At 70.8% G+C, this 26,085-nt stretch carries 20 protein-coding genes; 10 read left to right on the top strand and 10 right to left on the bottom strand.

What is annotated here, in order from left to right; all coding sequences use genetic code 11:
* Nucleotides 1–154: 154 nt before the first annotated feature.
* From NL114_RS10760 to NL114_RS10745, 4 genes are all read left to right on the top strand, one after another.
* Complete coding sequence (locus tag NL114_RS10760) at nucleotides 155–1,621, top strand: sulfatase-like hydrolase/transferase (RefSeq protein ID WP_254820920.1); 1,467 nt, start codon at nucleotides 155–157, stop codon at nucleotides 1,619–1,621.
* 97 nt (nucleotides 1,622–1,718) lie between these two features.
* A complete protein-coding gene (locus NL114_RS10755; RefSeq protein ID WP_254820919.1) occupies nucleotides 1,719–3,605 on the top strand; it encodes an asparagine synthase-related protein in 1,887 nt (628 codons plus the stop codon).
* Nucleotides 3,605–5,311, top strand: coding sequence for an asparagine synthetase B family protein (locus NL114_RS10750; protein WP_254820918.1), 1,707 nt, complete (start codon nucleotides 3,605–3,607; stop codon nucleotides 5,309–5,311). The genes NL114_RS10755 and NL114_RS10750 overlap by 1 nt, the downstream gene beginning before the upstream one ends.
* A 54-nt stretch (nucleotides 5,312–5,365) precedes the next feature.
* A complete protein-coding gene (locus NL114_RS10745) occupies nucleotides 5,366–5,623 on the top strand; it encodes a hypothetical protein (protein ID WP_254820917.1) in 258 nt (85 codons plus the stop codon).
* A gap of 198 nt (nucleotides 5,624–5,821) precedes the next feature.
* On the opposite strand, the gene NL114_RS10740 is transcribed toward NL114_RS10745, so the two are convergent.
* Nucleotides 5,822–7,447: a M99 family carboxypeptidase catalytic domain-containing protein gene (locus tag NL114_RS10740; protein WP_254820916.1), complete on the bottom strand. Its 1,626-nt coding sequence runs from the start codon at nucleotides 7,445–7,447 to the stop codon at nucleotides 5,822–5,824.
* A 348-nt stretch (nucleotides 7,448–7,795) separates the two neighbouring features.
* Between NL114_RS10740 and NL114_RS10735 the strand changes: the two genes are divergently transcribed.
* Nucleotides 7,796–8,647 carry a hypothetical protein gene (locus NL114_RS10735; RefSeq protein ID WP_254820915.1) on the top strand — a complete coding sequence of 284 codons (852 nt, stop codon included), beginning with the start codon at nucleotides 7,796–7,798 and terminating at the stop codon, nucleotides 8,645–8,647.
* 78 nt (nucleotides 8,648–8,725) lie between these two features.
* Here NL114_RS10735 and NL114_RS10730 read toward each other — a convergent pair whose 3' ends face one another.
* From NL114_RS10730 to NL114_RS10720, 3 genes are all read right to left on the bottom strand, one after another.
* On the bottom strand, nucleotides 8,726–9,832 hold the full coding sequence (locus NL114_RS10730) for a DnaJ domain-containing protein (protein WP_254820914.1): 1,107 nt from the start codon (nucleotides 9,830–9,832) through the stop codon (nucleotides 8,726–8,728).
* Nucleotides 9,825–11,342, bottom strand: a complete 1,518-nt coding sequence (locus tag NL114_RS10725; protein ID WP_254820913.1) for an Hsp70 family protein — start codon at nucleotides 11,340–11,342, stop codon at nucleotides 9,825–9,827. Before NL114_RS10725 ends, NL114_RS10730 begins: the two co-directional genes overlap by 8 nt.
* A gap of 489 nt (nucleotides 11,343–11,831) precedes the next feature.
* A complete protein-coding gene (locus NL114_RS10720; RefSeq protein WP_254820912.1) occupies nucleotides 11,832–12,947 on the bottom strand; it encodes a PGF-CTERM sorting domain-containing protein in 1,116 nt (371 codons plus the stop codon).
* A gap of 460 nt (nucleotides 12,948–13,407) precedes the next feature.
* On the opposite strand from NL114_RS10720, the gene NL114_RS10715 reads away from it, so the two are divergent.
* Nucleotides 13,408–14,376 carry an AAA family ATPase gene (locus tag NL114_RS10715; protein WP_254820911.1) on the top strand — a complete coding sequence of 323 codons (969 nt, stop codon included), beginning with the start codon at nucleotides 13,408–13,410 and terminating at the stop codon, nucleotides 14,374–14,376.
* 68 nt (nucleotides 14,377–14,444) lie between these two features.
* A complete protein-coding gene (locus tag NL114_RS10710) occupies nucleotides 14,445–15,077 on the top strand; it encodes a hypothetical protein (protein ID WP_254820910.1) in 633 nt (210 codons plus the stop codon).
* 284 nt (nucleotides 15,078–15,361) lie between these two features.
* Here the strand turns inward: NL114_RS10710 and NL114_RS10705 are convergent, their stop codons facing one another.
* From NL114_RS10705 to NL114_RS10690, 4 genes are read right to left on the bottom strand one after another with little or no spacing between them, the layout of a single operon-like run.
* Nucleotides 15,362–16,036, bottom strand: coding sequence for a DUF7519 family protein (locus tag NL114_RS10705; RefSeq protein WP_254820909.1), 675 nt, complete (start codon nucleotides 16,034–16,036; stop codon nucleotides 15,362–15,364).
* Nucleotides 16,033–17,304, bottom strand: coding sequence for a DUF58 domain-containing protein (locus tag NL114_RS10700; protein ID WP_254820908.1), 1,272 nt, complete (start codon nucleotides 17,302–17,304; stop codon nucleotides 16,033–16,035). The genes NL114_RS10705 and NL114_RS10700 overlap by 4 nt, the downstream gene beginning before the upstream one ends.
* Nucleotides 17,301–17,894, bottom strand: a complete 594-nt coding sequence (locus NL114_RS10695) for a DUF7269 family protein (RefSeq protein WP_254820907.1) — start codon at nucleotides 17,892–17,894, stop codon at nucleotides 17,301–17,303. Before NL114_RS10695 ends, NL114_RS10700 begins: the two co-directional genes overlap by 4 nt.
* Nucleotides 17,891–18,748, bottom strand: a complete 858-nt coding sequence (locus NL114_RS10690; protein WP_254820906.1) for a DUF4129 domain-containing protein — start codon at nucleotides 18,746–18,748, stop codon at nucleotides 17,891–17,893. Before NL114_RS10690 ends, NL114_RS10695 begins: the two co-directional genes overlap by 4 nt.
* Nucleotides 18,749–18,981: 233 nt before the next feature.
* On the opposite strand from NL114_RS10690, the gene glmU reads away from it, so the two are divergent.
* Nucleotides 18,982–20,163, top strand: coding sequence for a bifunctional sugar-1-phosphate nucleotidylyltransferase/acetyltransferase (gene glmU, locus NL114_RS10685; RefSeq protein ID WP_254820905.1), 1,182 nt, complete (start codon nucleotides 18,982–18,984; stop codon nucleotides 20,161–20,163).
* A 37-nt stretch (nucleotides 20,164–20,200) separates the two neighbouring features.
* Nucleotides 20,201–22,546: an oligosaccharide flippase family protein gene (locus NL114_RS10680; RefSeq protein WP_254820904.1), complete on the top strand. Its 2,346-nt coding sequence runs from the start codon at nucleotides 20,201–20,203 to the stop codon at nucleotides 22,544–22,546.
* Between the two features lie 248 nt (nucleotides 22,547–22,794).
* Here NL114_RS10680 and NL114_RS10675 read toward each other — a convergent pair whose 3' ends face one another.
* The gene (locus NL114_RS10675) at nucleotides 22,795–24,165 is read right to left on the bottom strand and encodes a CapA family protein (protein WP_254820903.1); all 1,371 of its coding nucleotides are present in this window, start codon (nucleotides 24,163–24,165) and stop codon (nucleotides 22,795–22,797) included.
* Nucleotides 24,166–24,316: 151 nt separating this feature from the next.
* On the opposite strand from NL114_RS10675, the gene NL114_RS10670 reads away from it, so the two are divergent.
* Entirely contained in the window at nucleotides 24,317–25,174 is an 858-nt protein-coding gene (locus tag NL114_RS10670) for a hypothetical protein (protein WP_254820902.1), read from the top strand.
* 53 nt (nucleotides 25,175–25,227) lie between these two features.
* Here the strand turns inward: NL114_RS10670 and NL114_RS10665 are convergent, their stop codons facing one another.
* Nucleotides 25,228–26,034, bottom strand: a complete 807-nt coding sequence (locus NL114_RS10665) for an enoyl-CoA hydratase/isomerase family protein (protein WP_254820901.1) — start codon at nucleotides 26,032–26,034, stop codon at nucleotides 25,228–25,230.
* Between the last annotated feature and the right edge of the window lie 51 nt (nucleotides 26,035–26,085).

Here is a 26,085-nt window from a genome sequence, read left to right as displayed (position 1 = left end):
GGCTGTTCGGCCTCCATGCCCTTACGACGCCGATAACAACGAGCCGCGGGGTTCTGGGTGTGGGTATGCTTCCGCACCGTCGCGTCCAGCTACGCCGGGGCTCGCGGACGGGACCGACACCGACGACGGACCACCCACAGCCCGGAGCAATCGCATGACGCGGAACGTCGTCCTCGTCGTCCTCGACACCGTCCGGAAGGACTACTTCGACGAGTACGCCCCCCGGCTGCGCGAGGCCTCGGACTGCTCGTTCGAGGGCTGTCGCACCGCGAGTTCCTGGAGCGTCCCCAGCCACACGAGCATCTTCACGGGCGAACTCCTGCATCGGCACGGCGTCCACGCGGAGTCGTTCGACGCCTCGTTCGACTTCGGGGACGCGCTCGACCACGAGGACACCTTCCTCGGCGACCTGCCCAACCACCGGACCGTGGGGCTGAGCGCGAACGCGTACATCAACTCCCTGTTCGGCTTCGACGCGCTGTTCGACTCCTTCCACGACTTCTCCATCGGCTCGCACACGAACGAGTCGCTGTTCCCCGACGGCCTGACGGTACAGGACTACATGGCCGCGGCCGAGGCCGACAGCTCGCTCCGGCGACACCTCGGCTTCCTCCGCGCGGCGGCCGGCCACGAGAAGCCGGTCCGGAGCCTCGCGAACGGCGTCTGGTCACAGGTCGGCCACCGCTTCAAGGACCTCCCGGTGCCGGAGTTCGTCGACGACGGCGCGAGCACCATCTCGGCGACGCTGACCGAGGAGGTCACCGACGACGCGGGCGCCCCCGTCTTCGCGTTCGCGAACTACATGGACGCCCACACGCCGCTGCGGAACCTGCTCCAGTACGACGACTCGCTCCACACGGCGCCGAACTCCTGGTCGTCGACAGAGCTGAACAAGTGGGAACTGAACCGCGACGCTGCCGCCACCGCCGACTACGCCCAGCACTATCGGGACCTCTACGGTGCGGCCATCGACTACCTCGACCGGCAGGTGACCGAGACCATCGAGCGCATCCGCACCGAGACCGACCACGAGACGACGGTCGTCGTCACGGCCGACCACGGACACAATCTCGGCTTCGCCGCCGAGGACGGCCTGTTCCACCACACCGGGAGCCAGAGCGAGGCGCTCCTGCACGTGCCCCTCGAGATCATCAACCCGCCCGAGGGCTGGCCGGAAACGGAGACCGGGCTCCTCTCGCAGGTGGAACTCGGTGCGGTCGTCCGCCGGCTCGCCAACGGGGAGCCGTTCGACGACGACCACTGTGACGACCACGCGGCTGCCGAGACGGTCGGCCTGCTCGGGACCGACGACGGGACGTGGGGGCTGGACTTCGACGAGGCGGAGTACGCCCACTGGAACCGGATGCTCCGCACCGTCTACGACGGCACCGGGTCGAAGTTCGAGTGGGACTCGCTGGGGAGCCAGCGTCGGTTCCGACTCGACCCGAACCGGCCCTGCTGGCAGGAAGTGAGCGGGACGGACATCCAGACCCCGGGCTTCGCGCGTGGCCGCTTCGACACGGCCATCACGACGTACAAGCAGCGGCTGGGCGACGAGACACAGGACATGGCGTTCGACGACGAGGTCGAGGAGCGCCTCCAGACGCTGGGCTACCTCTAGGCAGCGCCGAAACGCCCGCTCTATCCCTCGAGGCGGCCGTGAATCGGGATTACGGCTCCGATAATAAAGCCTCTGGAGTGTCAGGAGTGGACAACTGATGGTAGGACTCTGTGGTGCAGTCGACGACCGCACGCCGCCCGACGAGTTCGTCGACGCCATCGCCTGGCGCGACGACGAGGTGGCCCACCGGTTCGTCGACGACGGGCTGTCGGTGTTCGGCTCCTTCCACCCGCTGCTGTCGGGGGAGCAGCCGGCCCGGGCCCGCAACGGGGAGGCGCTGGTCTGGGTCTGGGGGGACGTCTACGGTTTCGGGGCCGACGAGAGCTACGTCCCCCGGGACGGCCCGCCGGACGGGAGCGCCCGCTACTGTGCGGACCTGTACGACCAGTACGGGATGGACTTCGTCCGCGAGTTGAACGGCGACTTCGGGCTCGTCGTCTACGACCGCACCGCGGGGACGGTGTCGCTCGTCACCGACCGCGTGGCGACGCGCCCGTTCTTCGTATCGCGTCCCGACGGGGAGCGGCTCGTCTTCTCCTCGCTGCTGCAGGCGCTGCCGCTCCATCCGGACGTGGACCCCCAGTTCGAGGCGCCGTACCTCCAGGAGTACTTCCAGCTCCGCCGGGTGTTCGGCGTCGAGACGCCGCTCTCGGGCGTGCGCGAGGTGCCGCCCGGCTCCATCGCCACGGTCGACCTCGCGGACGGGTCGCTCTCGGTGGACACGTACTGGCGCCCCAGCTACGAGCCGGTCGACGAGGACTTCGAGACGTACCTCGACCGGTTCACCGACACGTTCCAGACCGTGGTCGAGGAGTGGACGCGCGACGACCTCGACTACGGCATCCTCCTGAGTGGGGGGAGCGACTCCCGGCTCGTGCAGGCCGCGATGGACCAGCCGGTCACCGCGTTCCACATCGCCGACTGGATGAGCCGGGAGGCGAACGTCGCCCTCGAGGCCGCCGAGACCGCCGGCGACGAGTTCCACCTGCTCCAGCGCGACCCGGACCACGAGGCCGCCGCGCTCGAGCGCAACCCCGCCATCTCGAACTTCAGCGGCTGGTTCGACCAGGCGTACTTCACCGGGTTCGAGGACGAGATCTGCGAGGAGGTCGATGTCCTCGTCTCCGGGCTGTACGCGGACTCGCTGTTCAAGGGCAGCAAGCTCGACGCGCGCTCGCTCTCGCTGGGCTCGGTCGGGACCCTGAAGCTCCCGACCAGGAACCCGGTCGAGTCCGTCGAGGACTACGTCGCGCTCCAGACGACGGAGGTGGTCGACCCGGTGTCGTACCTGCCGGGGCGACCGCCCATCGACTCGGTCATCGCCGACAACATCCGGGAGACCCGGGACGGCGTGGTGAGCCACGGCGTCGAGTACGGCTCGCTCCAGGACCTCGTGCTGTACGGCGATTTCTATCCGATGGGGGCGGACACGGACGCGACCTTCTCGCGCAGCCTGATGCACATGCGCCCCTACCGGACACCGTTCCTCGACAACCGCCTGCTGGACCTCCAGCAGCAGGTCCCGATGCGGTACTTCCTCCAGCGTGACTTCGTCGACCGGGCGGTCGAGCAGCTTTCGCCGGCGCTGGCCGAGATTCCCCACGCGCGGACCGGGATGCCCCTCAAGCACCGCTTCCCCGTCGACTGGGTCGGCGGGAACCTGAAGGTCCTCTGGCGCAAGCACGTCGGCGACGAGACGCCGCCGGAGGACCACCTCGACCACAGCCCGTGGCCCGACCGCGCAGCGCTGTTGCGGGCCCGGAACTTCCCGATAGAGACCATCGTCGAGAACCGGGACCCCATCCGCGAGTTGCCGTTCCTCGACTACGGCGGAGCACTCGACAGCTACCGGGCGCACATGGCCGGCGACGACAGGTCGCCGGTCCTGTACTCGCTCCTCACGTTCCTGGAGACCCCGGTCCTCGACCGGATGGGGGAATCGGACGACGAGGCGAGCGAGCGACGAACGGTGGTCGAACAGTGATGATGCGGGGAGAGGCCACGCGGTGCGCGGCGCCCGAGGCCGAGCGGGGACGGATGAACAAGGAGCTGTTCGGCGTCTTCGGCGACCGCGACGCCTTCACCGACCACCGCGACGAGTCGGAGTTCCACACCGTCGTCGAGGGCGAGTCCGTGACCGTCGGCGTCCGTGACCCCGCACTCGGGGTGGCCGACCGGACGGCCGTCGCCGAGTCCGACCGCGGGGTCTGTGTCGTCTGGGGCGAGGCGTTCACGCCGGACGCAGCCGAGGCGGACCCCGCAGCGTGGCTGCTCGAGAACCACGTCGCCGGCAACGACGGGGCACTCGACCGGCTCAACGGGTCGTATCTCGCGGTGGTCGAGGTCGACGGTGACGCCCTGGTGGCGACGGACCCGCTGCGCTCGTGGGAGTGCTTCTACACGGACGCGCTCGGACCGCGCGCCTTCGGAACGGACGCGTCCGTCTTCCGGGGGCTGCTGGGCGACCCCGCTCCGGACCGCACCGCGGTGCTGGAGTTCCTCCACCTCGGGACGGTGCTGGGCGAGCGGACGCTGTTCGAGTCGCTCGAGCGGGTTCCGTTCGACGGCTACCTCCGCACGGCGTCGGTCGGCGAGTTCGACCGCTTCGTCTACGACCCGCAGCCGGGCGACCACGCAGCCGTGCTTGCCGACCGGCTCGACCGCGCCATCGACCGGCGGGCCGGCTACCCCGGCCGGAAGGGGCTGTTGCTGTCGGCCGGGCAGGACTCCCGGACCATCCTCGCCGGCGAGCCCGATATCACCGAGTGCTACACCGTCGGCGCGCCGGACTCCCAGGAGGTGGCGGTCGCCCGTCGCATCGCCGACCAGTTCGATGCCGACCACACGGTGCTGGCGCCCGCGGCGCGCTACCTCGGCGACGTCGACTGCAAGGTGCCGTACACGCAGGGGCTGCGGGAGTCGCTGCACGTCCACCACGGCGGCTACGACGACGAACTGGAGGCGGACACGATGTACCACGGCCTCCTGTACGATACGCTGCTGAAGGGGTACTTCCTGGAGTGGGACTCGAAGTCCGTCCTGGGGGTGGAGGTGCCCCAGCGCCAGCTCGTCGACGACCCACAGCCCGTGGCCGAACTCATCGACACGCTCGGGTTCATGCCCGAGGGGAGCGACCGGCTCGCCGACCGCATCGCGGGGCTGTTCCCGGGCCTCGACCTCGACCTCGAGGACCCCCGGGCGTTCATCGCCGACCGGCTGCAGGCGGAGCTCGCGGCCGGCCGGTCACGGGTCGACTCCGCCCACAACGCGATGGACCTGCTGGTGCTGCGGAACCAGCCGGTGACGCACTTCCGGACCCAGCTGGCGGACAACTACCTGGAATCGTTCGTGGCCATCGACCGCGAGCTGCTCCAGTGGCACCTCGAGACCCCGCCCGAACACCGCCACTACGGGACGGTCGCCGACGCGCTGGCGATGATGGACGACCGGCTCCTCGAACACCGGCCGCCCGGCCGACCCCACCGCATCGAGTTGCTCAACCAGATCGAGCGGTTCGCCCGGCGCAAGCTCCCGCTCGTCGGCCCCATCGAACCGGCGTGGCCCGACCGGGAGACGCTGTACGAGGAACACGACCTCGACGAGAAGTTCTTCCCGGACGACCGGGCGGTCCGGGACCTCCCGGCCCGGCAGAAGCTCCGGGCGAACGACCTCCGCTGGTGGCTGCCGTAACGCACCGATAGCCGAGCAACCAGAGAAATTCCAACACAATCACGCCAATAACCTATGAACGAGAACGATTCCACCGTAACAAACGCTGTCGTCCTGCTCGCCAGCCATCTCGTCGTCGCGGTCAGTGCTCTCGCCGCGGGCGTCGTCCTCGGCGGCTGGCTCGCGTTCGAGACGGGCTACTGGCGGGACTTCCGGGCGTGGGTCGAGTCGATGGCCGACACCGCTGCCCTTCTCGCCGTCGCGCTCCTGCTGGTCGCTGCCGCGGTCAGCGTGGCCACCACGTACCGCAGCGCCAGGTCGGCCTCGTCCTGAGGGTCGGCTGGGCGAGAAGGGTCGGCTGGATGAGGAGCGTCAGCTGGACGAGGAGCGTCAACTGGACGAGGAGCGTCGTCGCTGGGCGCACGAGCACATGCAGCGGAAAACCGGCAGCGGCGAAAACAGTTCGACAGCGAAACGCACTGGCAGCCGCCCCCAGGCGGCCTCGACCCACCACGGTCGTGACGCTACGGTTCAGCCCTCGAGGACGAGGTAGCCGACGGACTCGTCGACGTGGCCCATCTCCTCGTCGGCGCTCTGCTCCTCCCCCAGCATGACCTCCACGCTGGAGCCGGTCAGGTTCCGGTAGCGGACGCTGACGGAGTTCCAGCCCGCGTATGACTCGACCGACGCGAGGAACACCGGGTTCGAGTAGGACTGGTCGAACTCGATGCGGGTCCAGTTCTCGTCGGCCGTCGTCCGCCCGGCCTCGGAGGAGCAGTTACTGACGGCCCCGAGCCCCGGTTCGATGGCGACGTAGGCGACCGTCTCGGGGGAGTGGTAGCCGCCGTTCTCCTCGCCGTCCTCCTCCTGGACACAGACATCGAACCCGGCGGTCGAGACGTCGTGAGTTCGGGTCACGATGGGGTCGCCGTCGCTGTCGACGGTCTGGCTCTGGGTCAGCACCACGGGCGTCGTCCCGAAGTCGGCCCCGAACGAGACGCTCCCGAACTGGTGGCCGACCGTCGTGGTGCCGACCTCGACACAGCGGCCGTCCGAGAGCGTGTACGAGCCCTCCTCGAGGGCCAGCATCCCTGCCGTCTCGGGGTAGTGAACGTCGTTCTGGTAGAGCCACTCCTCGACCCTCGCCTCGAAGCCGTCGGGGGAGACGTTGCGGATGCGGCTGTGGGCCGGCTGCGGCCCGGCGTAGGAGAGCGCCGGCGCCAGCACGACCGGGTTCTCGTAGTCGCCGGAGAGCGAGTACGAGGCCCACGGGTCGTCGAGGGAGAGGGTCCGGCGTTCCGCGACCGGGCCGGCGGCGCTGGTCCCGGAGACACCGCGGGACTGGCCGTACTGGGCCATCACGTGCTCGACGGTGAACAGGTGCCAGGCGACCTGCTCGTCGAGCGGCGCCTTCTCGGTCGTCTCACAGAGGAACCCCGGCCGGTCGAGGGCACCGGCGACCCGGTGCATCAGCAGGTCGCGGTCGGCGTCGAGCGTGTTGCCCATCCGGTAGGCCATGTCGCCCGAGAGGTCGAACCGCTCGTTGAGCGCCGCGACCGTCTGCTCCCCGCTGGAGCGCGACGGGTCCGTCCACGTCGGGAACAGCGCCTGCCCGACGCCGCCGTCGCCGGACTTGTAGATGCCACGCGAGGAGTGGAGGTCGAACACCCAGTCGGGGTCGTGCCACTCGACGGTGGCCCAGAGCCCTCGCGCCAGCCGGGAGTAACACTCCTCGTCCGTCGGCGGGAACTGCCGGTTGAGGTCGTTGCTCCACGGCCGGTGGTCGGCGGCGATGGCCTGCGGGTTCGCCCGGGGGACGACCACGAGCTTCCCGCGGTCGACGGTCCACTCGGCGATCCGGTCGGCCGCGCGGTAGCCGGCCTGCTCGTCGCCGTGGACGCCGCCGACGACCATCGTGGTCGGGCCGTCACGCGCGGCCTCGTAGACGTGAACGGTCTGCTCGTGGTCGGTCCCCTCGAAGATGGTGTAGTCGGAGCTCGGGGCGGCACGGGCCGGCGCGGCGCCGCTGGAGAGGGCGGCGGCGCCGAGGCCGACGACGCCGGCCGCCTTCACGAAGCTCCGGCGGGAGAGACCGGAGTTCTCGCTGCTCGCGTCCGCGGTACCGGTCGGGTTCGGGGTGGTGGGTGTGTCGCGCATCTCGTACCCGAACCAAAACCACCACCAGACATATACTCTATCTTACATATCAGTAAGTGGGTCGAGTTACCCCGTGGAAAGCGGTCGGTCGGAGGCGGATGACTGGTCGGAGGCAGATGACTGGTCGGTCGGCCAGCAGTCCCGGCGAACGGTTGGTACGCCCACGGTACAAAAAGGGCATGAGCGATTACCCGAACAGTTTCGCGGCCATACCCGGAGCATAAGCAAACGGTTCCGGTGACAGGTTGTACTCGTGCAACATATTGGAGCCCTGATACGCCTCAGCGAGGGAATCGCGCGTCGACCGTCAGCGGGGCTGCCGGCCCGCCGGAGGTGGAGGGGGTAACCGTGGGGGACTGGCTTCCCGGCGGGGACGAGGAGCCCGCCGCCCACGAGGAGCCGTTCGAGGTCGACGGCTTCGACTTCGAGGGCTGGCTCGCCAGCGGCGACACCACCGAGCCGGACCTGATGGAGGAGGCGCCGGCCGAACCAGCCAGTTCGGGGGGCGGTGGGGCGGCCGGCAGTGCAGCCGGCACAGCGACCGGCATCGCGGGGCTCGCGGCGGTCGAGGAGCGGCTCTTCGACGGGGACGGGCCGCTGCTCCCCGTCCTCGCCGTCCTCGCGGCCGTCGTGTTCTTCGCCCTGCTCGCGCTCGCCGGCCCGTGGGTCGGCCCGTTCAACCTGTTCACCCTCTCGGACGGCGCGGGCACAGGTAGTGGCACCGGCGGCAGCGGCGGTGGCGCGGCCGCACCGAACGCCACCGCGACCCCGACACCCACCCCGAACGGCACGGCCAACGCGACGGCCAACGGCACGGCGACCAGCACGGCCTCGCCGACCGCGACGAACACACCGACATCGACGGCGACAGCCACACCGACGGGAACACCATCCCCGACGGGGACGGCCTCGCCGACCGCGACGGCCACCGACTCACCGACGCCGACGGCGACCTCGAGCCCCACACCGACGGCCACCGACTCACCGACGCCGACGGCGACCCCGACCCCGAACCCCACTCCGACACCCACCCCGACGCCGGAACCGACCCTGCCGGGCGGAACGCCGACTCCGCCGGGCGGCGGTGGGACACCGACCCTTCCGGGCGACGGTGGAACGCCGACACCACCGAGCACCTCGACACCGACACCGGCGCCGACATCGCCGCTCGACCCCATCCTGGACCCCATCGGGCTCTAGAGAGCGGTCGAATCACCGCCCGGGTCACGCCCCCGACGCGGCTCGACACTGACCCACATTCTCCCGGCCGCCCGCGACTCAGACCAGTGCCCGACCCAGTCGCACGAACGCGTAGCCGAGCGCGACGGCGACGGGCGCCCCGAGTGCGAGCACCGCTGCCATCGTGGGACCGAGGCCGCCCACCCCGCTGCCGAGTTCCACGGAGCGGACGGGGGCGACCCGTCCGGCGACCGGGACCCGCGACGCGGGGAGCACCAGCACGGCCGGTGCCGTCCCGAGGAACCAGACGAGCGCCGGGCGGAGCGTCGACCCCCTGTCCCGCCCCACCAGCGCCGAGGTCCGGAACAGTGCGGCGAACGCCCCGTACGCGAGGAGACCACCGATGAGCAGGTCCACTCCGTCGACCCGGCGGAGGTACCAGGCACCCACGAACAGCGCGAGCGGGAACGCGTGGACCCGAACGACATCGTCCGGGAGCGCCCGTCCGCTTCGCGCGGCGAGCGTCCCCGCGAGGACCGCCACCACCGTCCAGCACCCGACGAGGAACAGTCGCGCGTTCGTCGCCGCGGACAGCGTCCCGCCGAGGAGGGCCGCGGCTGCCACGGCACCGCCAGCGAGCGCCAGCAGCGCCGTCGCCGAGAGTGCCTCGTGGAGCGCGAACCACCCCGGTGTCGCCCCGCCCGAGGCGCCCGCCGCGCGGCGCCCGTCCGCCGTGTCCGTTCCCGGCCGACCGGGACCACCGGCGCCCGGCCGCCCCGAGCGGTCGTCGGTCGCTCCGTTCCCCGTTCGGGTCCGGGTCCGACGGTCGTCCTCCCGGCCCCGAGTCCGGCGGCTGTCCTGCCCGGTTCGGGTCCGGCGGTCGTCCTCGGCCGTCCCGCTCGTGGCCGGTTCGCGTCGCTGCGGCGGCGACTCGCCGGCGTCCGTGTCGTCGGCCGATGACTGCCCGCGGCGCTGGCGGGCGAGGTACGTCTCGTGCCCGAGTCGGTCGTAGCGTGCGCGCTCGGTCGGGTCGGTGAGGACCTCGCGAGCCCGGTTGATGCGCTGGAACGCCTCGCGGGCGTTCGGCCGGTCGCTCACGTCCGGGTGGTACTCCTTCACCTGTTCGCGGTAGGCGGCCTCGATGGTCTCGGTACTGGCGTCGGCGTCGACATCCAGCACCTCGTAGAACGTCGCGTCCTCACGCATCGGCGTGCTCGAGGGTCGGGAGCTGTTCACGGGCCTTTCGGACCTCGCCGTCGGGCCCGTCGAACGGGGACTCGATGGTCACGTCGACGGCCCGGCCCGTCTCGTTCTCGGCGGCTTCCACCTCCAGCAGGCCGTTCTCGGTGACCGTGAACGTCACGTCGACACCGACCTCGCCCGCGGGAGCCCTCGGGAGCCCCCGGAGCACGAACGAGCCGAGGTACTCGTTGTCCGCGACGCGCTCGGCCTCGCCGCTGTAGACGCGGACGGAGACCGAGCGCTGGTCGTCACGCACGGTCCGGTAGTGGCGTGTCCGCGAGGCCGGGATGGAGGTCTGGGCCTCGATGACCGGCGAGAAGTAGCCCGCCTCGCCGTCGACCATCGTCTCGACCCCGAGCGGACGGGGCGCCACGTCGACCATCACGGCGTCCGACCCGTCGCTCGTCTCGGGCCCGTCGTGGATGATGCTGGCCTGGATGGCGGCGCCGGTCGCCACCACCTGGTCCGGGTCGACGTCTTCGGAGGGGACATCGCCGAAGAAGTCGTAGACGGCCTCGCGGATCTGTGGCATCCGGGTCGCGCCGCCGACCAGCAGGAGCCGGTCGATGGACCACGGGTTCCGGCCGGCCGAGGCCAGCACGTCGTCGCAGATGTCGAGCGTCCGGTCGACGAGGTCGCCGGTCAGGTCGTCGAGGGTCTCTCGCGTGAGCGTCGCCTCGACCGCGTCGTTCATCCCGAGCGCCGGGAGTTCGACCGTCGTGGACTCCTGCTCGGTCAGGTCGTGGCGGGCCTGCTTCGCGAGCTTGCGCAGGCGTGCGCTGGTCCCGGGCGTCTCGGTCGCCGACGAGTCGAGCTGCGAGCGATACCACTCGATGATGTGGTCGTCCCAGTCGTTGCCACCGAGCCGCGTGTCGCCCTTCGAGGCGAGCACGTCGTAGACGCCATCGCTGACGTCGACCAGCGAGACATCGAACGTCCCGCCGCCGAGGTCGTAGACGAGGACCAGTTCGGCCCCGCTCCCGTCGGCGGCGCCGACCCCGTAGGCGAGGCAGGCAGCGGTCGGCTCGCTGAGGAGCCGCCGGACGTCCAGCCCGGCGATCTCGGCGGCCCGGCGGACCGCCGTCCGCTGGCGGTGGCCGAAGTACGCCGGCACCGTCACGACGGCGTCGGCGACCGGCCCGTCGAGGGCGGCCTCGGCGCGCCCCCGGAGCCGCGAGAAGACGAGTGCGGCGACCTGTTCGGGCGTGTACTCGGTCCCGTCCGGGGCGGTCACGCCGGTGTGTTCCTCGCCGAGGTGGCGCTTGATGCCCGCCACCGTCTCGGCAGGGCGCTCCACCGCCCGTTCCGTCGCCTCGCGGCCGACCAGCGCCCCGTCGTCGGTGAGGGAGACGACCGACGGCAGGAGCGGGCCCTCGGACGTGCCGGATAGCACTCCGGCCGTGGCGACGGTCCCGTGTGCGACGACGCTGTTGGTCGTCCCGAAGTCGATGCCGACGGCGTGGCCTCGAGTCATCTGTATCTGGAACCGACTAGCCGGTCGGGACTGGTAGTTATGGCCGTCGTAACAGGCAGAACGAGCGTTCCGTGGGGTCTCGGGACACGCGACACCCGGTCGGTGGGTAGGCCCGTCGGGCGTCGAAGTAGAACCCGGCAGCGGGGGGGCACTGCCGGGGGGACCACACCGTGCTGTGGTGGTGGTGGTAGCGGTGTGGTGGTGTGGGGTGGGGGGGGTCGATGCACCCGTGCGAACGCGGAAACGCGGTCGCATCGGGCGCTGACAGCCAGTGACGCTCGCTGCCGAGCGCCATCCGTCGGTATACCGGCCATGTGTGTAGTTATTCGGAGGGTAAATCGCTCCGGATGGTCGATATCACGGGGCGTGTCGACGCGGCGTCGCCGGACAGGGCGGGGTCCAGCTCGCGTGAGAACCCGACCACCGACCACGTGGCTCCGTGGCGTGGCGCGAAAAGAAGGGAGCGTCGCTCAGCGTGTGGGCCAGGAGTCAGTCGTGCTGGCGGCGAGCGAGCAGGCCGGCAAGGGCGAGCGCGCCGAGCGCTGCCGCGAGACCGAAGCCGGGCTGCCCGCCGGAGTTGGTGGGCGAGGGCGAGTCGTTCTGCGAGCCGCCGCCCGTGAAGCCACCGCCGTTCCCGGTCGAGGTCGCGTTCGCCGTCCCGGTGGTGTTCCCGGTCGAGGTCGCGTTCGCCGTCCCGGTGGTGTTGCCCGTGGACGTGCTCGTGCCGGTGGTCGTTCCCTGACCTTGCCTGTTGCTGTCGGTCGGAGTGGCCGTCGATTCGCCACCACCGCTCTCGGTCGGGGTCGCCGTCGACTCACCGCCACCGCCGTCGGTCGGAGTGGCCGTCGACTCGCCACCACCGCTCTCGGTCGGGGTCGCCGTCGACTCACCGCCACCGCTCTCGGTCGGGGTCGCCGTCGACTCGCCACCGCCGCTCTCGGTCGGGGTCGCCGTCGACTCGCCACCGTCACTGCCCGGCGGCGGGCCGAGCTTCTCCTCGGCCTCCTGCCGGCTCTCACAGTCACAGACGTAGATGTAGTGGCTGGTGGTGTCCTGCGAGAAGTCCGTCGTGGTGTCGCCGTTCGTGCTGCCGTTGATCTTGCCGCTGATCTGGTACCAGCCGGGCTCGCTGGGGTTCTGGATACAGTTGTCCCCGCGGGCGACGATCTGGTCGGCGGACTTCACGCCGACCGGCCCGCCGGCGAGCTGGTCCTCCTTGTAGAACTTCACCGTTATCTGGTGTTTCTCGAAGGAGATGCTCTTGTACGCCGAGAGCAGACTCTCGTCGGTCTGTGTGCCGGGGTCGTCGTTGCCCCGGTCGATACCGAAGGCCCGAACCTGGGAGGAACTACAGCTGTCGAACTGGAACGCTTCGGACGTGAGCACGATGGTGTGCATCGCCTGCATGTCCTTGCGGAGCCCCGAGGCGTAGTACTCGTTCGCCGTCGTGACTCCGGGGGCGTTGTTGTCCAGACGGGTCGTGAAGTTCGCGTCCGCACCGTGCGGTGACGTACTACTGGTCGTCGCGTCGGCGGTCCCAACTACCGGGGGTGCCGTCGCGAAGACACCCACGAGGGCTGCCGAGAGGACCAGGGCGGTCGCCATCGCGATGCTGTTTATCGTTCGTGTCATTTGTGTGTAATCGCATCCCGTACGTGGGAGAGACACAGGGGTAGTTATGGGCAAGGTAATGCCGAAAACGGGCGTCTAACGGCCTGTATAAAGCATTCCGGGCAGTCGGAGTGGTTGGCATAAATACCCGGGGCAGACCGGGAGACCGGTTATGCCCCGCTGGCGTATCGCCGCCGAGGGGTGCCCGACCCGCAGTTGATCAGGCCGTCGCCACCGTTCGGTCGGACTCGGGACCCGCCGTCAGTATCCCCGCCGCCGTCAGTATCCCCGCCGCCGCCGTCATCCCGGTATCCACAGCGCCGGCGCAGAGGGATATTCGCCGTCCCGATGCAGTCACCCGGAGTATCGGTCGTCGGGCGGCAGATCCGCGGCGGAGCGGAGGAGCGCCGGTTACGTGACCGATAATAACCTAGACTGACGGCCTCGTCCAGCCATGGACAAGGTCCAGCAGGAGTGCGACCGGATTCTCGACGAGATATCCAACGCGGTCATCGTGGACGAGCAGGTCCTCGAGACCGTCCTCACGGGCTTCGTCTCCCGGGGACACGTGCTGCTCGAGGACGTCCCGGGGACGGGAAAGACCCTGACAGCGCGGAGCTTCGCGAAGGCACTCGGTCTCTCGTTCTCGCGCATCCAGTTCACGCCCGACCTGCTCCCGAACGACGTCACCGGGACGCACGTGTTCAACGAGCAGACCCGCGAGTTCGAGTTCAATCCCGGCCCCATCTTCGCGAACATCGTGCTGGCCGACGAGATCAACCGCGCCTCCCCGAAGACACAGGCGGCCCTGCTGGAGGCGATGGAGGAGGGGCAGGTCACCATCGACGGGGAGACCCACGACCTCCCGGACCCCTTCTTCGTCATCGCGACGCAGAACCCCGTCGAGCAGGAGGGGACCTTCCCGCTGCCCGAGGCACAGAAGGACCGCTTCGTCATCAAGACGAGTCTGGGCTACCCCGACGACGATGGCGAGCTCGAGCTGCTGGACCGCCGGGCCGACCGGACGAACCAGTCCCCGACGGTGTCGCGGGTCTGCTCGGAGGGCGCGCCCGAGAAGCTCCAGCAGAGCCCCGAACAGGTCCACATGGAGCGTGACCTGCGGCGGTACGTCGCGGACCTCTCGCGAGCGACCCGCGAGGACGAGCGCGTGAAGGCCGGCGTCTCCCCGCGTGGCACCCAGCGGCTGTTCGAGGCGGCCCGGTCCCTGGCGGCCATCCGTGGTCGCGGCTACGCGACGCCCGACGACGTGACGACCATCGCCCCGTCCGTCCTCTCGCACCGGCTGGTCCTCACGGCCGACGCCCGCGTCAACAACGTCGGGAAGGACGAGGTCGTCCGCGACCTGCTGAACGACCTCCCGGTTCCGACGGTCGACTACGAGACCGCCCGCGCATCCGCCTGAGGCGGCCTCGCGACCGGAGCGCCGTTATCTTCCGCATAACAAACCGGCTGTCCGTCTCATCCTCGACGATGCCTGATTCCACCGGTACCGGCGCCGACTCGCACGTGAACGCCGACGCCGAGTCCGACCGCACAGCGCCGCGGTCGGCCACCCGCAGACGCCTCCTGACCGCGAGTGGCGGCGTCGCCGCGACCCTCCTCGCGGGCTGTTCCGGCCTCGTCCCGGAGCAGGTCAAGAGCCTCGGCGGCAGTGAGTTCGGGGACGGCAGCTCCGGGGGCTCCGGGGGCTCCGGGGGCTCGGAGGGGGGGACGGGCGAGGAGGCGACCCCGTCCGGGACTGCCACCAGAACGCCGACGCCCGAGACGGACGTGGTCGGACTGTCCCTCGACGAGACCGGGGGCGGCTACGAGTTGTCGGTCACCCTGAGCCCACCGGCCGATGCCGGCGGCGCGGACTGGTGGCAACTGGAGACGCTCGACGGCGAACGCATCGTCCGCGAATCGTTCGACGAGCCCCGGACCACCGACCGCTTCATGACCGCCCGGACCGTGGACCCGGACAGCTCGAAGGTCGTCGTCCGTGGCCACGACACGGAGTTCGGCTACGGCGGGCAGGTCATCCTCGCCGATCTGGAGGGCGGTAACCTCACGACCGAGGACCAGGGCGAGGAGCCGACGCAGTTCGAGAACTACGAGTTCTGAGTGGACGGGGGGGCGGCCGTCACAGTGGCCCCGGAATGGGAGAAACACCCACACAGGGCAATAACCCCCCCCCCCATATTTTCCGATACCGAACTACAATAACCAGACATATTCGATAGCACAGAAACACCGTTCCGAGCGTCGGGAGCGGATAGCTGCCGGCGCGATTCCGAGGGGCCCCGTACGCCGGTCGTCTCCGGCCGACACGCCCGGCCGACGCCCGGGCAGGCGAGCAGGGCGGCCCGAGCCGTGTCGGGCGGCCCCGACCGACGGGGGGAGGCCAGTCAGTTGTACAGCGCCGTCGTCAGTACGACCGCGGCGCCGAGCATGACGCCGAGGCCGGCCAGCGGCACGCCCGTCACGTTCGCGTTCTCGACGAAGATGGCGAGGAACATCGCCCCGCCGCCGACCGCGGCCGCCGCGCTGGCGTGCGTGAGTTCGACGGGCCACGTCCGGGCGTCGCCGCCGACGTGGTTGCGCAGGTTGATGGCCTGCTCGCCGAGGTCCCACGCGACGACCGTGGCGACGCCCCCGGCGAGGAGGTTCCAGATGGTCGCGCTCTGGACGACCCCGGCGGTGACGACGCTCACGAAGACCAGCGCGGTGCCGACGGTGACGTACGGGCGCTCGTACTTGCGGTAGACGGGCGCGAGCCCGGCCGTCAGCACGAGCAGCCCGATGACCCCGGGATAGAACTCCAGTTGCTGGGCCAGCGAGCCACGCCCGAGTCGCGAGAACGCGACCGCGAGCCCACCCAGTCCCCCGGCGCCGAGGATGGCACCGACGAGGCGGTGGTCGTAGCGGGCGAGCCGGATGCCGATGCCGACGCCGGCGAGCCCCAGCGCGGCGACCAGCAGCGCGTTCCGCTGGAGGCTCGACGTGGCGACGAACCAGATGGCCAGCAGCCCCGCCAGCACCGAGGCCACGCTACTGACCGCGAGGGGGTTGCGGTCGGTCATCGCGACCACCGCTCCTGTGCGTGGATGAGTGCGGTCCCCAGCGGCTCCGACGGGTCCCAGTCCACGGTCCGGATGCCCGACTCGCGCAGCGTGGTGATGCGATTGGCCCGCTCGGTCGTGGCCAGCCGGCCACCCGGCGTCTCCGGGCTGGTCACGTCCGGACTGACGACCGTCGTGGCGTGGTCGGTCGCCTCCAGTTGCATCGCCGCCTCGACGGCGAACGCGTCGAGGAGCGGCGAGAACAGGACGACCTGCGTCTCGTTGCCGAGGCGCCGCCGGAGGTCCGTCAGCGCGCTGCTGTGGTCGGCCGCCGCGGGTTCGTCCGGCGGGTACGGCGAGAGCGACGGGTGCGTCGCGAGCAGCTTCCGGGCCCGCGTCACCTGGTCGCGGCCGGTCCCCGGCGGGAGCCAGCACGCCTCGGAACCGCCCAGCGACGCCAGCCCGACGGAGTCGGTCGTCTCGGCCAGCGACGAGAGGAGCTGTTCGGCCGCCGCGAGCGAGTGCGCGACGGCGTGTGGCTCACCCTCGCCGGGCGAGCGGTAGGCCGACGCCCGCACGTCCAGACAGAGGACGACCGAGGCCGCCCGCTCCTCCCGGTACTCCGTCGTCGTGAGGTCGCCGGTCCGGGCGAAGCGGCGCCAGTCGATACGGCTCATGTCGTCGCCGCGCTCGTACTCGCGCGTGCGGTGGAACTCGACGCCGCTGCCACCCTGATCGGTGACGATGCGGCCGACGAGCTGGCTCGTCTGGTCGCGCAGCGGCACCTCCGGCACCTCCGCGACGCACTCGATGGTGGTCTCGGCGGCGACCTCCGTCTCCACCTCGGCGGCGCCGGCGATATCGCGGGCGATGACCGTCGCGGGCTCGAACCGGTGGGTCCCCTGCGTCGCCGTCACCGTGTACGAGAAGCTGGTCGACTCGCCCGGGCGGAGCGTCGCGGCGTGGCGCGGCGTGCCGCCGGTCACCGACAGCATCGGCGGCACGCCGTCGACGAGGCGCAGGTCGGGGAGGATGCCGGTCCCGGTGTTGCGGACCGTGACCCGGACGGTCACCTCGTCGCCGTCGCTCGGGTCCTCGTCGGAGAGCCGCCGCTCGAGGTCGAGCGAGACGGTCGGTTCGGTGGGGAGCTGCGGGTAGGCGGCGTAGGCGACGCCGACCACCGACAGCAGCAGGACCGAGGGGCGCTTGAACAGCAGGCCGGCCGCGCCGGCGAACAGCGCGACCGCGATGACACCACGCCAGCGGCGCGTCCTGCGAGTGGTCGTCATCGGTCCCCCCCGTGGAGCCGCGAGACCTCCCGGGCGGCGCGTCGGGCGCCGTGCTGGAAGGTCGACTCGCCGCGGAAGACGGCGACCAGGCGCTCGCTCAGGCCGGGCGTCCGGCGGCTGGAGAGGAACGACGCCGCGGCGGCATCCTCGGTCCAGGTCCCCCGGGCGATGGCGTCGCGCGCCTCGTCACGGCTCAGCCCCCGCGTGCGCTCGAGCGTCGTGAGCGCCGCCGCCGCGACCCGCTCGCGAGTCTGCTGGTGGCGGTCGCCGAACAGTCGCTCGCGGACGCCCACGCCGTCCTCGACGAAGTCGTCGAACTCCTGGCCCGGGTGCGGAACGCGGTAGACGTCCTCCGGGTCCGGAGGCCGGGACTCGTCGATGCCCTCGACACCGCGGGCGAGCAGCACCGCGACCACGACGGCGACCGCGAGGACGCCGAACGCGGCCACGAACACCCACGGCCCGCCGATGGACTCGGCGACACCCTGGACGGGGACGGCAGCCGCGAACGCCGGGTTGAATACGGTGAACACGCCCACCACGAAGGCCACGAGGCCCAGCGTGCCGAGCAGGGTCCGGGCCCGGCTCATACGGTCCCACCTCCGCCGATGCGGTCGAGCCCCTTCCGGGCCCGTTCACGCCGCTCGTCGGTCACGGGTTTCCCGCCGTAGCGGACCTCCTCGAACGTCTCGGTCAGCGTCTGGACGGCACCAGGATCGTGGCCCTCCTCGATGGCGGCCGTCGCACACTCCGAGGGCGTCCGCCGCTGGGGTTCGTCGATGCCAGCCGTGGAGACCATCGACAGCCACGCGCGGTGGACCTCGTTGGACGGCGTCCCCTTCGGCCACGCCGTCGTGCTCGAGGACGATGCCACCTCGTCACCGACGAGGAAGCCCTTGATCGCGAGCGCCAGCGCGAGCAGGTGGTAGCGGTACCGGTACGCCAGCGCCAGCGCGAGAGCGAGGAGGAGCAGCGGCAGGAGATCCATCAGCAGGTTCAGCAGCCGCTGGATGAGGCTCGGCTCCCCGCCGGTGCCCATCCCCTTGCCGTCGCCCGCCCCGAACTGCCGACCGCTGTCTCCCGACTGGGCGGCCTTGGACTCGGCCTCCTGCTCGGAGCTCTTGGCGGGCCCTTCCTTCCCCTCGTCGTCCGACTCGGAACTCGGGGCGTCCTGGCCCTCCTCGTTCGAGGACCCGCGTGTCTGCAGGTCCGAGTCGTCCTCCGAGCCCTCTTTCGCCACCTTCGCCTTCTCCGTGCTCTCCTCGTCGAGCGCGCCCTTGGCGGCCTCGCCCCCTTCCTCGCCGATGGGGAGCTTCGAGAAGTCGATATCGACGACGTCGTCGGGTTCCTGCTCGAGCGTGGAGCTCAGCGTCGTCGCCGAGACCCCCGCCGCGCCGATACAGCAGACGGCGAGCAGCAGGGCGAGGTAGCTATCCCGGTTCATCGCGGTGCACCTCCGTCGAGCGTCGCGAGACTACAGTCACTCGTCTCTCACACGCGGGGAATCGGGCATTATTATCGGCACCGTAACCCGCAGTTCCGGGGAACAGGCCGGAGAAGGACGCTCGCTACCGGCAGCTGGGGCGGCCGGGACCACGCAATAGCCACGGGGGAATCCGTCGTGTCGCTTAGCCGCGCGATAATAAACCCCCTGACCCTGCAAGGGGTGACAACTCCATGTTGGCAGTCATCCTTGCGGCCGGCGAGGGGACACGGATCCGGCCGTTATCACGGGGGGTCCCGAAACCGATGCTTCCGGTCGCCGGCCAGCCGCTGTCGGCCCACGTCGCCGACGCCGCGGTCGCGGCGGGCGCGGACGAACTCGTCTTCGTCGTGGGCTACCGCGGCGAGGCCGTCCGCGAGCACTTCGGCGACAGCCACGCGGGTGTGCCGGTCCACTACGCCGAACAGGACGAACAGCGCGGCACTGCCGACGCCGTCCACGCCGCGCGCGAACACATCGACGGCCCGTTCGTCGTCCTGAACGGCGACAACTGCTACGACCCCGAGCCGCTCTCGGCGTTCTTCGAGGGCGGCCCGGCCGTCGGCGCACAGCACGTCGACGACCCCACGAACTACGGGGTACTCACGCTCGACGACGGCGTCGTGACGGGCATCGAGGAGAAACCCGACCAGCCGCCGTCGGACCTCGTCAACACGGGCGCCTACCGGTTCCCGGGCGAGGCGGCGGACCTGCTCGAGGTATCCGCGAGCGAGCGCGGCGAGCGCGAACTCACGGACGTGCTGGCCGAGGTCACGGACACCCACACCGTCCGGCCGGTCGAGATGGAGCGGTGGATGGACGTCGGGCGGCCGTGGGAGCTGCTGGAGGCCAACGAGCGCTACCTCGCGGACGCCGAGCGCGCCGTCGCGGGCGAGGTCCACGAGGACGCCGAGCTTCGCGGCCCGGTCGTCGTCGAGGACGGCGCGTCCATCGACGCGGGCGTCGTCGTCGAGGGGCCAGCGCTCGTCCAGTCGGGGGCCTCGGTCGGTCCGAACGCCTACATCCGCGGGTCGACCGTCGTCGGCCCCGACGCGACGGTCGGCCACTCGGTCGAGGTGAAGAACAGCCTCCTCATGCGCGGGGCGACGGTCGCACACCTCTCGTACGTCGGCGACAGCATCCTCGGCCGCGACGTGAACTTCGGGGCCGGGACCCAGGTGGCGAACCTGCGCCACGACGGGGCCGACGTCGAGCTGACGGTGAAGGGCGAGCGCGTCTCGACCGGCCGCCGGAAGTTCGGCGTCGTCTGCGGCCACGAGAGCAAGACCGGCATCAACGCCAGCCTCGAACCGGGCGTCACCCTCTCGGTCGGGGCGACGACCGGGGCCGGCGAGACGGTCGCACGCGACCGGTGACAGTACGCCCGACACCCGACCGCCGCTCTCTCCCTCCATGAAACGCAACACCGTCACCGCGTTCTTCTCCATCGCGGGGGGCCGTATCGCGGTCATCCTGGTCTCCTTCCTCATCACGCCCGCCCTCGTCTACTTCCTGAGCCAGGCGGAGTACGGGGCCTACGGGGTCGTGATGGCGGTGTTCGGGATGCTGATGATCCTCGTCAGCTCCGGCATCAACAGCGGTGTCCGGAAGTTCCTCGCGGAGGAGCGCGACGGTCACGAGGACTGGGCCAGCGAGGTGTTCGGCTTCTACTTCCGCGTGGCGCTGGCGCTGGCGGTCATCCCGGCAGTGCTGCTGGCGCTGGCGGCCTACACCGGCATCATCGGCCGGTTCATGGGCCCGAAGTTCGAGCCGTACTTCTACCTGCTGGCGGTGCTCACACTCGCCGCGCAGTTCCGCGAGTACGTCCGCCGGGCGCTGATGGGGCTCGAACTCGAGCACATCTCCGAGCCCATCAAGGTCCTCCACAAGGTGGCGTTCGGGGTCGCGGCGGTGGCGCTGGCGGCGCTCGGCTTCGGCGTCAAGGGCGTCCTCGCCGGCGAGATCATCGCGAGTTCGCTCGCGTTCGTGGTCGCGTTCTACTTCATCGTCCAGAAGATCTCCATCAGAGAGGCACTCACCGGGACCGCGCCCTCCTTCCCGCGGCGCGAGCTGTTCAACTTCAACTACCTCACGGTCGTCTACATCTTCCTGCTGACGTCGATGTACCACGTCGACGTGCTGATGGTCAACGAGTTCGTGAACAGCCAGACCGCCGGCGTCTACAAGGGCGCGCTCGTCATCGTCCAGTTCCTCTGGCTGGTGCCCCGCTCCGTCCAGTCGGTGCTCATCCAGTCGACGTCCGGGCTGTGGGCCGACAACGACATCGAGCGGGTCAACGAGATGGCCTCGAAGGCGACCCGCTACACCCTGCTGTTCACGCTCCTGCTGGCTATCGGCCTGGGCGCGCTCGCGACGGAGTTCGTCCCCATCTACCTGGGCCAGGACTACGCGTCCGCCGCCCTCCCGGTGCTGCTGTTGCTCCCGGGGACGCTCGGCTTCGCCGTCGCGCGGCCCATCTTCGCCATCAGCCACGCGAAGGGTGAGTTGAAGGTCGTCATCGCGGCGACGGGCGCGGCGGCGGTCATCAACCTCGCGCTGAACGTACTGCTCATCCCGCAGTACGGGATGATCGGCGCCGCCATCGCGACCAGTGTCGGCTACGGGTCACTCCCGGTCTTCCACTACTGGGGCGCCCGGCAGATCGGCTACGAGCCGTTCGCCGACGCGCGGCTCCCGCGTATCGCGCTCACGGGCCTCGTCGCGGGCGTCCCGACGGTCGCGCTCGCACTCACCTTCGAGCGCGGGTGGCTCGCCCTGCTGGTCGTCCCGCCGGTCGGCTTCCTGCTGTACGCGACCGTCGCGCTCCTCACCGGCGCCATCGACACGGAGGAGGTCCTCTCGGTGCTGGTGGCGCTGCCGGCCCCCATCGGGCCGAGGGCCCGGTCGCTCCGCACCCGGCTGGAGCGGCCGTCGGGCTCGGTGTCACCGTTCACACGGAGTCGCGGCCGGTGGCTGTTCACCCGGTTCCTTCTCCTCGTGGGGCTCGTGGCGTTCGTCGCCGGCATCGCGGTCGCCGCCGGCATCCACACCCCGGACCTCGGCTCGGAGCCGACCGTCCGCTCGACGCCGACCGAGCCCCCGGAGCCGGCACCGGGCGGCGGTGGCGGTAGCGGGGGCGGTGGTGGCTCGACCGCGACGCCGACCTCCACCGACACCACCCGTGGCGGCCAGTCGTCGCCGTCACCGACCGACGGCGGTGAGCCGACCGGCGGCCCGACGGACTCACCGACAGCCACCGGCTCGCCGACGGACGGGGACGGCCCGACCCCCACGGGTGGGACGCCCACGCCGACCAGTGGTAGCGGTGCGACACCGACGCCCACGCCGACCAGCGGCGGCGGTGGCGGCTCGACCCCCACGGCCACCGCGACGCCCACGAGCGGCGGTGGCTCGACGCCGACACCGACCAGCGGCGGCGGGTCGACACCCACGGCCACACAGACACCCACCGCGACACCCACCGCGACGCCGACCGCGACAGCGACCGCAACGCCGACGGCCACCGCAACCACCACGGCCACGGCCACGCCGACAGCCACCAAGACAACCACCACAACACCCACCGCGACGCCGGCGGCCACGCCGACACCCACCGCGACGCCGACACCCACCACGACACCGACATCGACCTCGTCGCCGACACCGACCCCGGGACTCTGGTGGCTCGCCGACCTTCTTCGGGAGCTGACGGGCGTGCTGACGACCGTCGCGGGCGCACTGCTCGTGTGGCGGCGCTAGAGAACGGGCAGTCTCCCGCGCGCCGGACCCCGACCGACGCCGCGCCCGTTCGACATCGGTGGCATCACCGGAACCAACGTCAGCAGGTATCGAAACCCGTCACCGCCTGACCATAGACGATCAATCTCCCCCATTGCCAATATACGAATAGAACAGGATGGATACCTTGGCGATAACGTACAGGGCGATCCAGTACCCGACGAGCGCGAGGCCGAACACGACCGGGTCGGAGAGGGGCATGCGGACCCTCAGACGCTCTCGCTGTCGCCGCCGGCCCGGGAGCCGGTGTCGTCGGAGAGCGTGGGGAGCCACTCCGAGACGCGTGTCGCGAGCATCCCGAGGTTCGCCCGGGCGGGCGAGGGGCGGTCGTAGAGCTGGCGGTCCTCGGTCCACTGGACGAGTTCGCGGACGGTGCCACGGACCTCCTCGGTGCGTACGTCCTCGCACTCGCCGGTCTTGAGGCCGAGCGCCGTCTCGATGACCGCCCGGTGGGACTCGTTGCGGAGGACGTTGAGGAGGACGAGCATCTCGTCCTGCCGGTCGCCGTCCCACGCGGCGTCCCGGCTGACGTGCTGGCCGGGGTCGCGAATCTGGTCGCGGAGGCGGGCACCGGTCCCCTGGCGGAGCCAGCCGGTGTAGCGCTGCTCGAACAGCCGGGCGGCGGTCTCCTGCCAGTGGGCCCGGAGCTGCTCGCGCTGCGCGGTCCGCTCGGTCACCCGGTAGAGGTACTGGAGCTGCTCGTCGAGCGCCCGGTCGCGGTCGATCTCGTGGACGGTGCCGTCACGCTGCTCGGTCGGGACGAGGTCGACGCTGGTCGGCTCGCCGTCCTCGATGGTGAGGTCGAGCGCGAGCCCCCAGTCCGTCTTCTCCCGGCTGGGCTGCTCGAAGCGGAAGTTCCCGAGGCTGTAGAAGATGGGTGTCCCCTGGTGGACCTCCCACCCCTGGGGCACGTGCGGGTGGTGGCCGACCACGATGTCGGCGCCGGCCTCGACGAACCCGCGGAGCTGGGTCTGGCGCGACAGGGGCGGGAAGGGGACGTACTCCACGCCCCCGTGGGCCACGACGACGGTCACGTCCGAGCGCTCGGCCTCGGCCGCGACCCGCTGTCGGGCGTCGGGGTGCGAGACCCACGCCGTCCCGGCCGAGCCCGCGTCGGCGATGCCGAACTCCTGCTCGCAGAAACTGAAGACGGCGACGGAGGTACCGTCGAGGTCGGCCCGGTGTGGCTCCATGGCCGCATCGCGGTCCTCACCGGCGCCACAGGTGGCGACGCCCCGGCGACCACACTGGCGCTGCGTCCGCCGAAGCCCCGCCGCTCCGTAGTCCATGGCGTGGTTGTTCGCGAGCGTGACGGCGTCCACGCCGAAGTCGGCGAGGACATCCGCCGTCCCCGCCGCGGACGCCTTGGCCGGCCCGGACTTCTCGATGGGGTCACAGTCCGGGTCGATGGGCGCCTCGAGGTTCACCATGGCGAGATCGGCCCCCTCGACACGCTCGCGGAGTCCCGGGGCGAGCACCTCCCGGCCGCCCGGCTCCGGAAGCACGAAATCGCCCCCGACGAACAGCCGGGGCACGTCGGACTCGTCATCTGGCGACGCTGCTGGAGAGGAGACGGTCATAGGCAGGTGTCTACCTCGCGGGAGGGTAGCGACGGGCTTAGTTACGCACCGCCCAATCCACGGAACGGCAGCCGAGTACCGGGAGGAGGGCTCGAGAGGCAGGATTACCGGCCCGGTAACAATTGGAGGGGACATCCTACGGCCCGGAAGGATGGACGCGACTGCAGGACACCAGGGGGGGAACCAGGGCGGCACCCCCAGCGGGAGGGAGCAGGGTTCGACAGCCGACGCCGACCCGAGCGGCAGTGCCTCGGCCGGTGCGCCGGGGCAGCTCCTGCTGTTCCTCGCCGGGACGCTCCTGTTCGTCGCCGGTGTCGCCGTCGTCATCGGGATGGGGGGTGGTGGCTCGGTCGCGCCGGACGCGCCGTCGGTGGGCGGGGACGACACACCCACCTCGGCAGGGACGGGGGGTAGCGCGACGAGCACCGCCGGCCCCTCACAGCAGGGCGCCGGAACGCCCACCTCCGGTGGTGGCGGCAACGGCGGGTCGACCCCCGCGCCGACCGGGACGGCGACCACCTCCGGCGGCGGTGGCAACTTCAGCTGGACCGGCGGGAACAACGCCACCGCGACGCCGAACCGGACCTCGACAGCCGGGAACAACACCGGCGGCGGGAACACCTCGACCACGACGCCCACGCCGACACCCACCCAGACGACCGATGGTGGCGATGACGACGATGGCATCTTCGACTTCGGCGGGGATGACTCGACACCGACCCCCACGCCGACCCCCACCCGGACGGCGACGGCCACACGGACCACCAGCACGTCGACGCCCACGCCCACCCAGACGGCGACCACGACAGCCACACGGACCACCAGCACGTCGACGCCCACGCCCACCCAGACGGCGACCACGACAGCCACCCCGACGGCGACAGCCACCCCGACGGGTGGCGGCTCGAACAGCTTCGCAGCGGCCGGCTGGACCTCGCTCCTCGGCGCGTTCGAGTGGCTCTGGGCGCTCGTCCTGACGGCGGGCGTGGCGCTGGCCGGGCGGCGGTAGGCCGGTCGCCGGACGAACCGGAACGAGACGGAGAACGAACGTCGCGGGCGACCCTACTCGCCCTCGAACTCGGGTTCCTGGTCGGTCACGAACGCCGTCACGCCGGCGGCGAGGTCGTCGGTGTCGAGCAGGTGGCCGAAGGCCGTCGCCTCGATCTCGAGCCCGGCGTCCATGCTGTCCCAGCCCTCGCGCATCGCGCGCTTGGTGTAGCGCTGGGCGATGGGCGGCCCGCCTGCGATGTTGGCGGCGAACTCGACCGCTCGCTCGTCGAACTCGTCGTCGTCGTACACCTCACAGAGGAAGCCGAGTTCGTGCATCCGTTCGGGGTCGAACCGCTCGGCGGTGAAGACGACCTGTTTGGCGGCGCTCTCGCCGATGAGCCGCTGGAGGCGCTGGGTGCCACCCCAGCCCGGCAGCAGCCCGAGGTTGTGCTCGGGGAGGCCGAACTCGGAGTCCTCGCTGGCGACCCGGAGGTCCGCACACATCGACAGTTCGAGGCCGCCGCCGAGTGCGTACCCCTGGATGGCCGCCACGACGGGGAGGTCGCTCTCGCGGAGCTTGCCGAAGACGCGCTGGCCCTTCCGCGAGTGCTCGACACCCTCGCGGTTGCTCATCGCGCCCGAGGACTGCACGTCAGCGCCCGCGGAGAACGCCTTCTCGCCCTCCCCGCGGATGAGGATGGCCCGCACGTCCGTGTCGACGCCCTCGTTGGCCTCCAGCAGGTCGATGGCCTCGTCCAGGTCCTCCAGCATCCCGTCGTTGACCGTGTTCAGGCTGTCCGGCCGGTCGAGGACGATTTCGGCGAGGTAGTCGGCCGGCGATTCGAGGCGGATGGTGTCGAAGTCGGGGTCGTCCGTCATGCGGTCACACCCAACGGCCACACCCGTCAAGTGCATTGTTCGGCACATGAG

Source organism: Haloglomus halophilum, assembly GCF_024298885.1.
GTDB classification, from domain to species: Archaea; Halobacteriota; Halobacteria; order Halobacteriales; family Haloarculaceae; genus Haloglomus; species Haloglomus halophilum.
The sequence above is the reverse complement of the archived record's forward strand: the minus strand, read 5'-3'. Positions and strand labels throughout refer to the sequence as shown.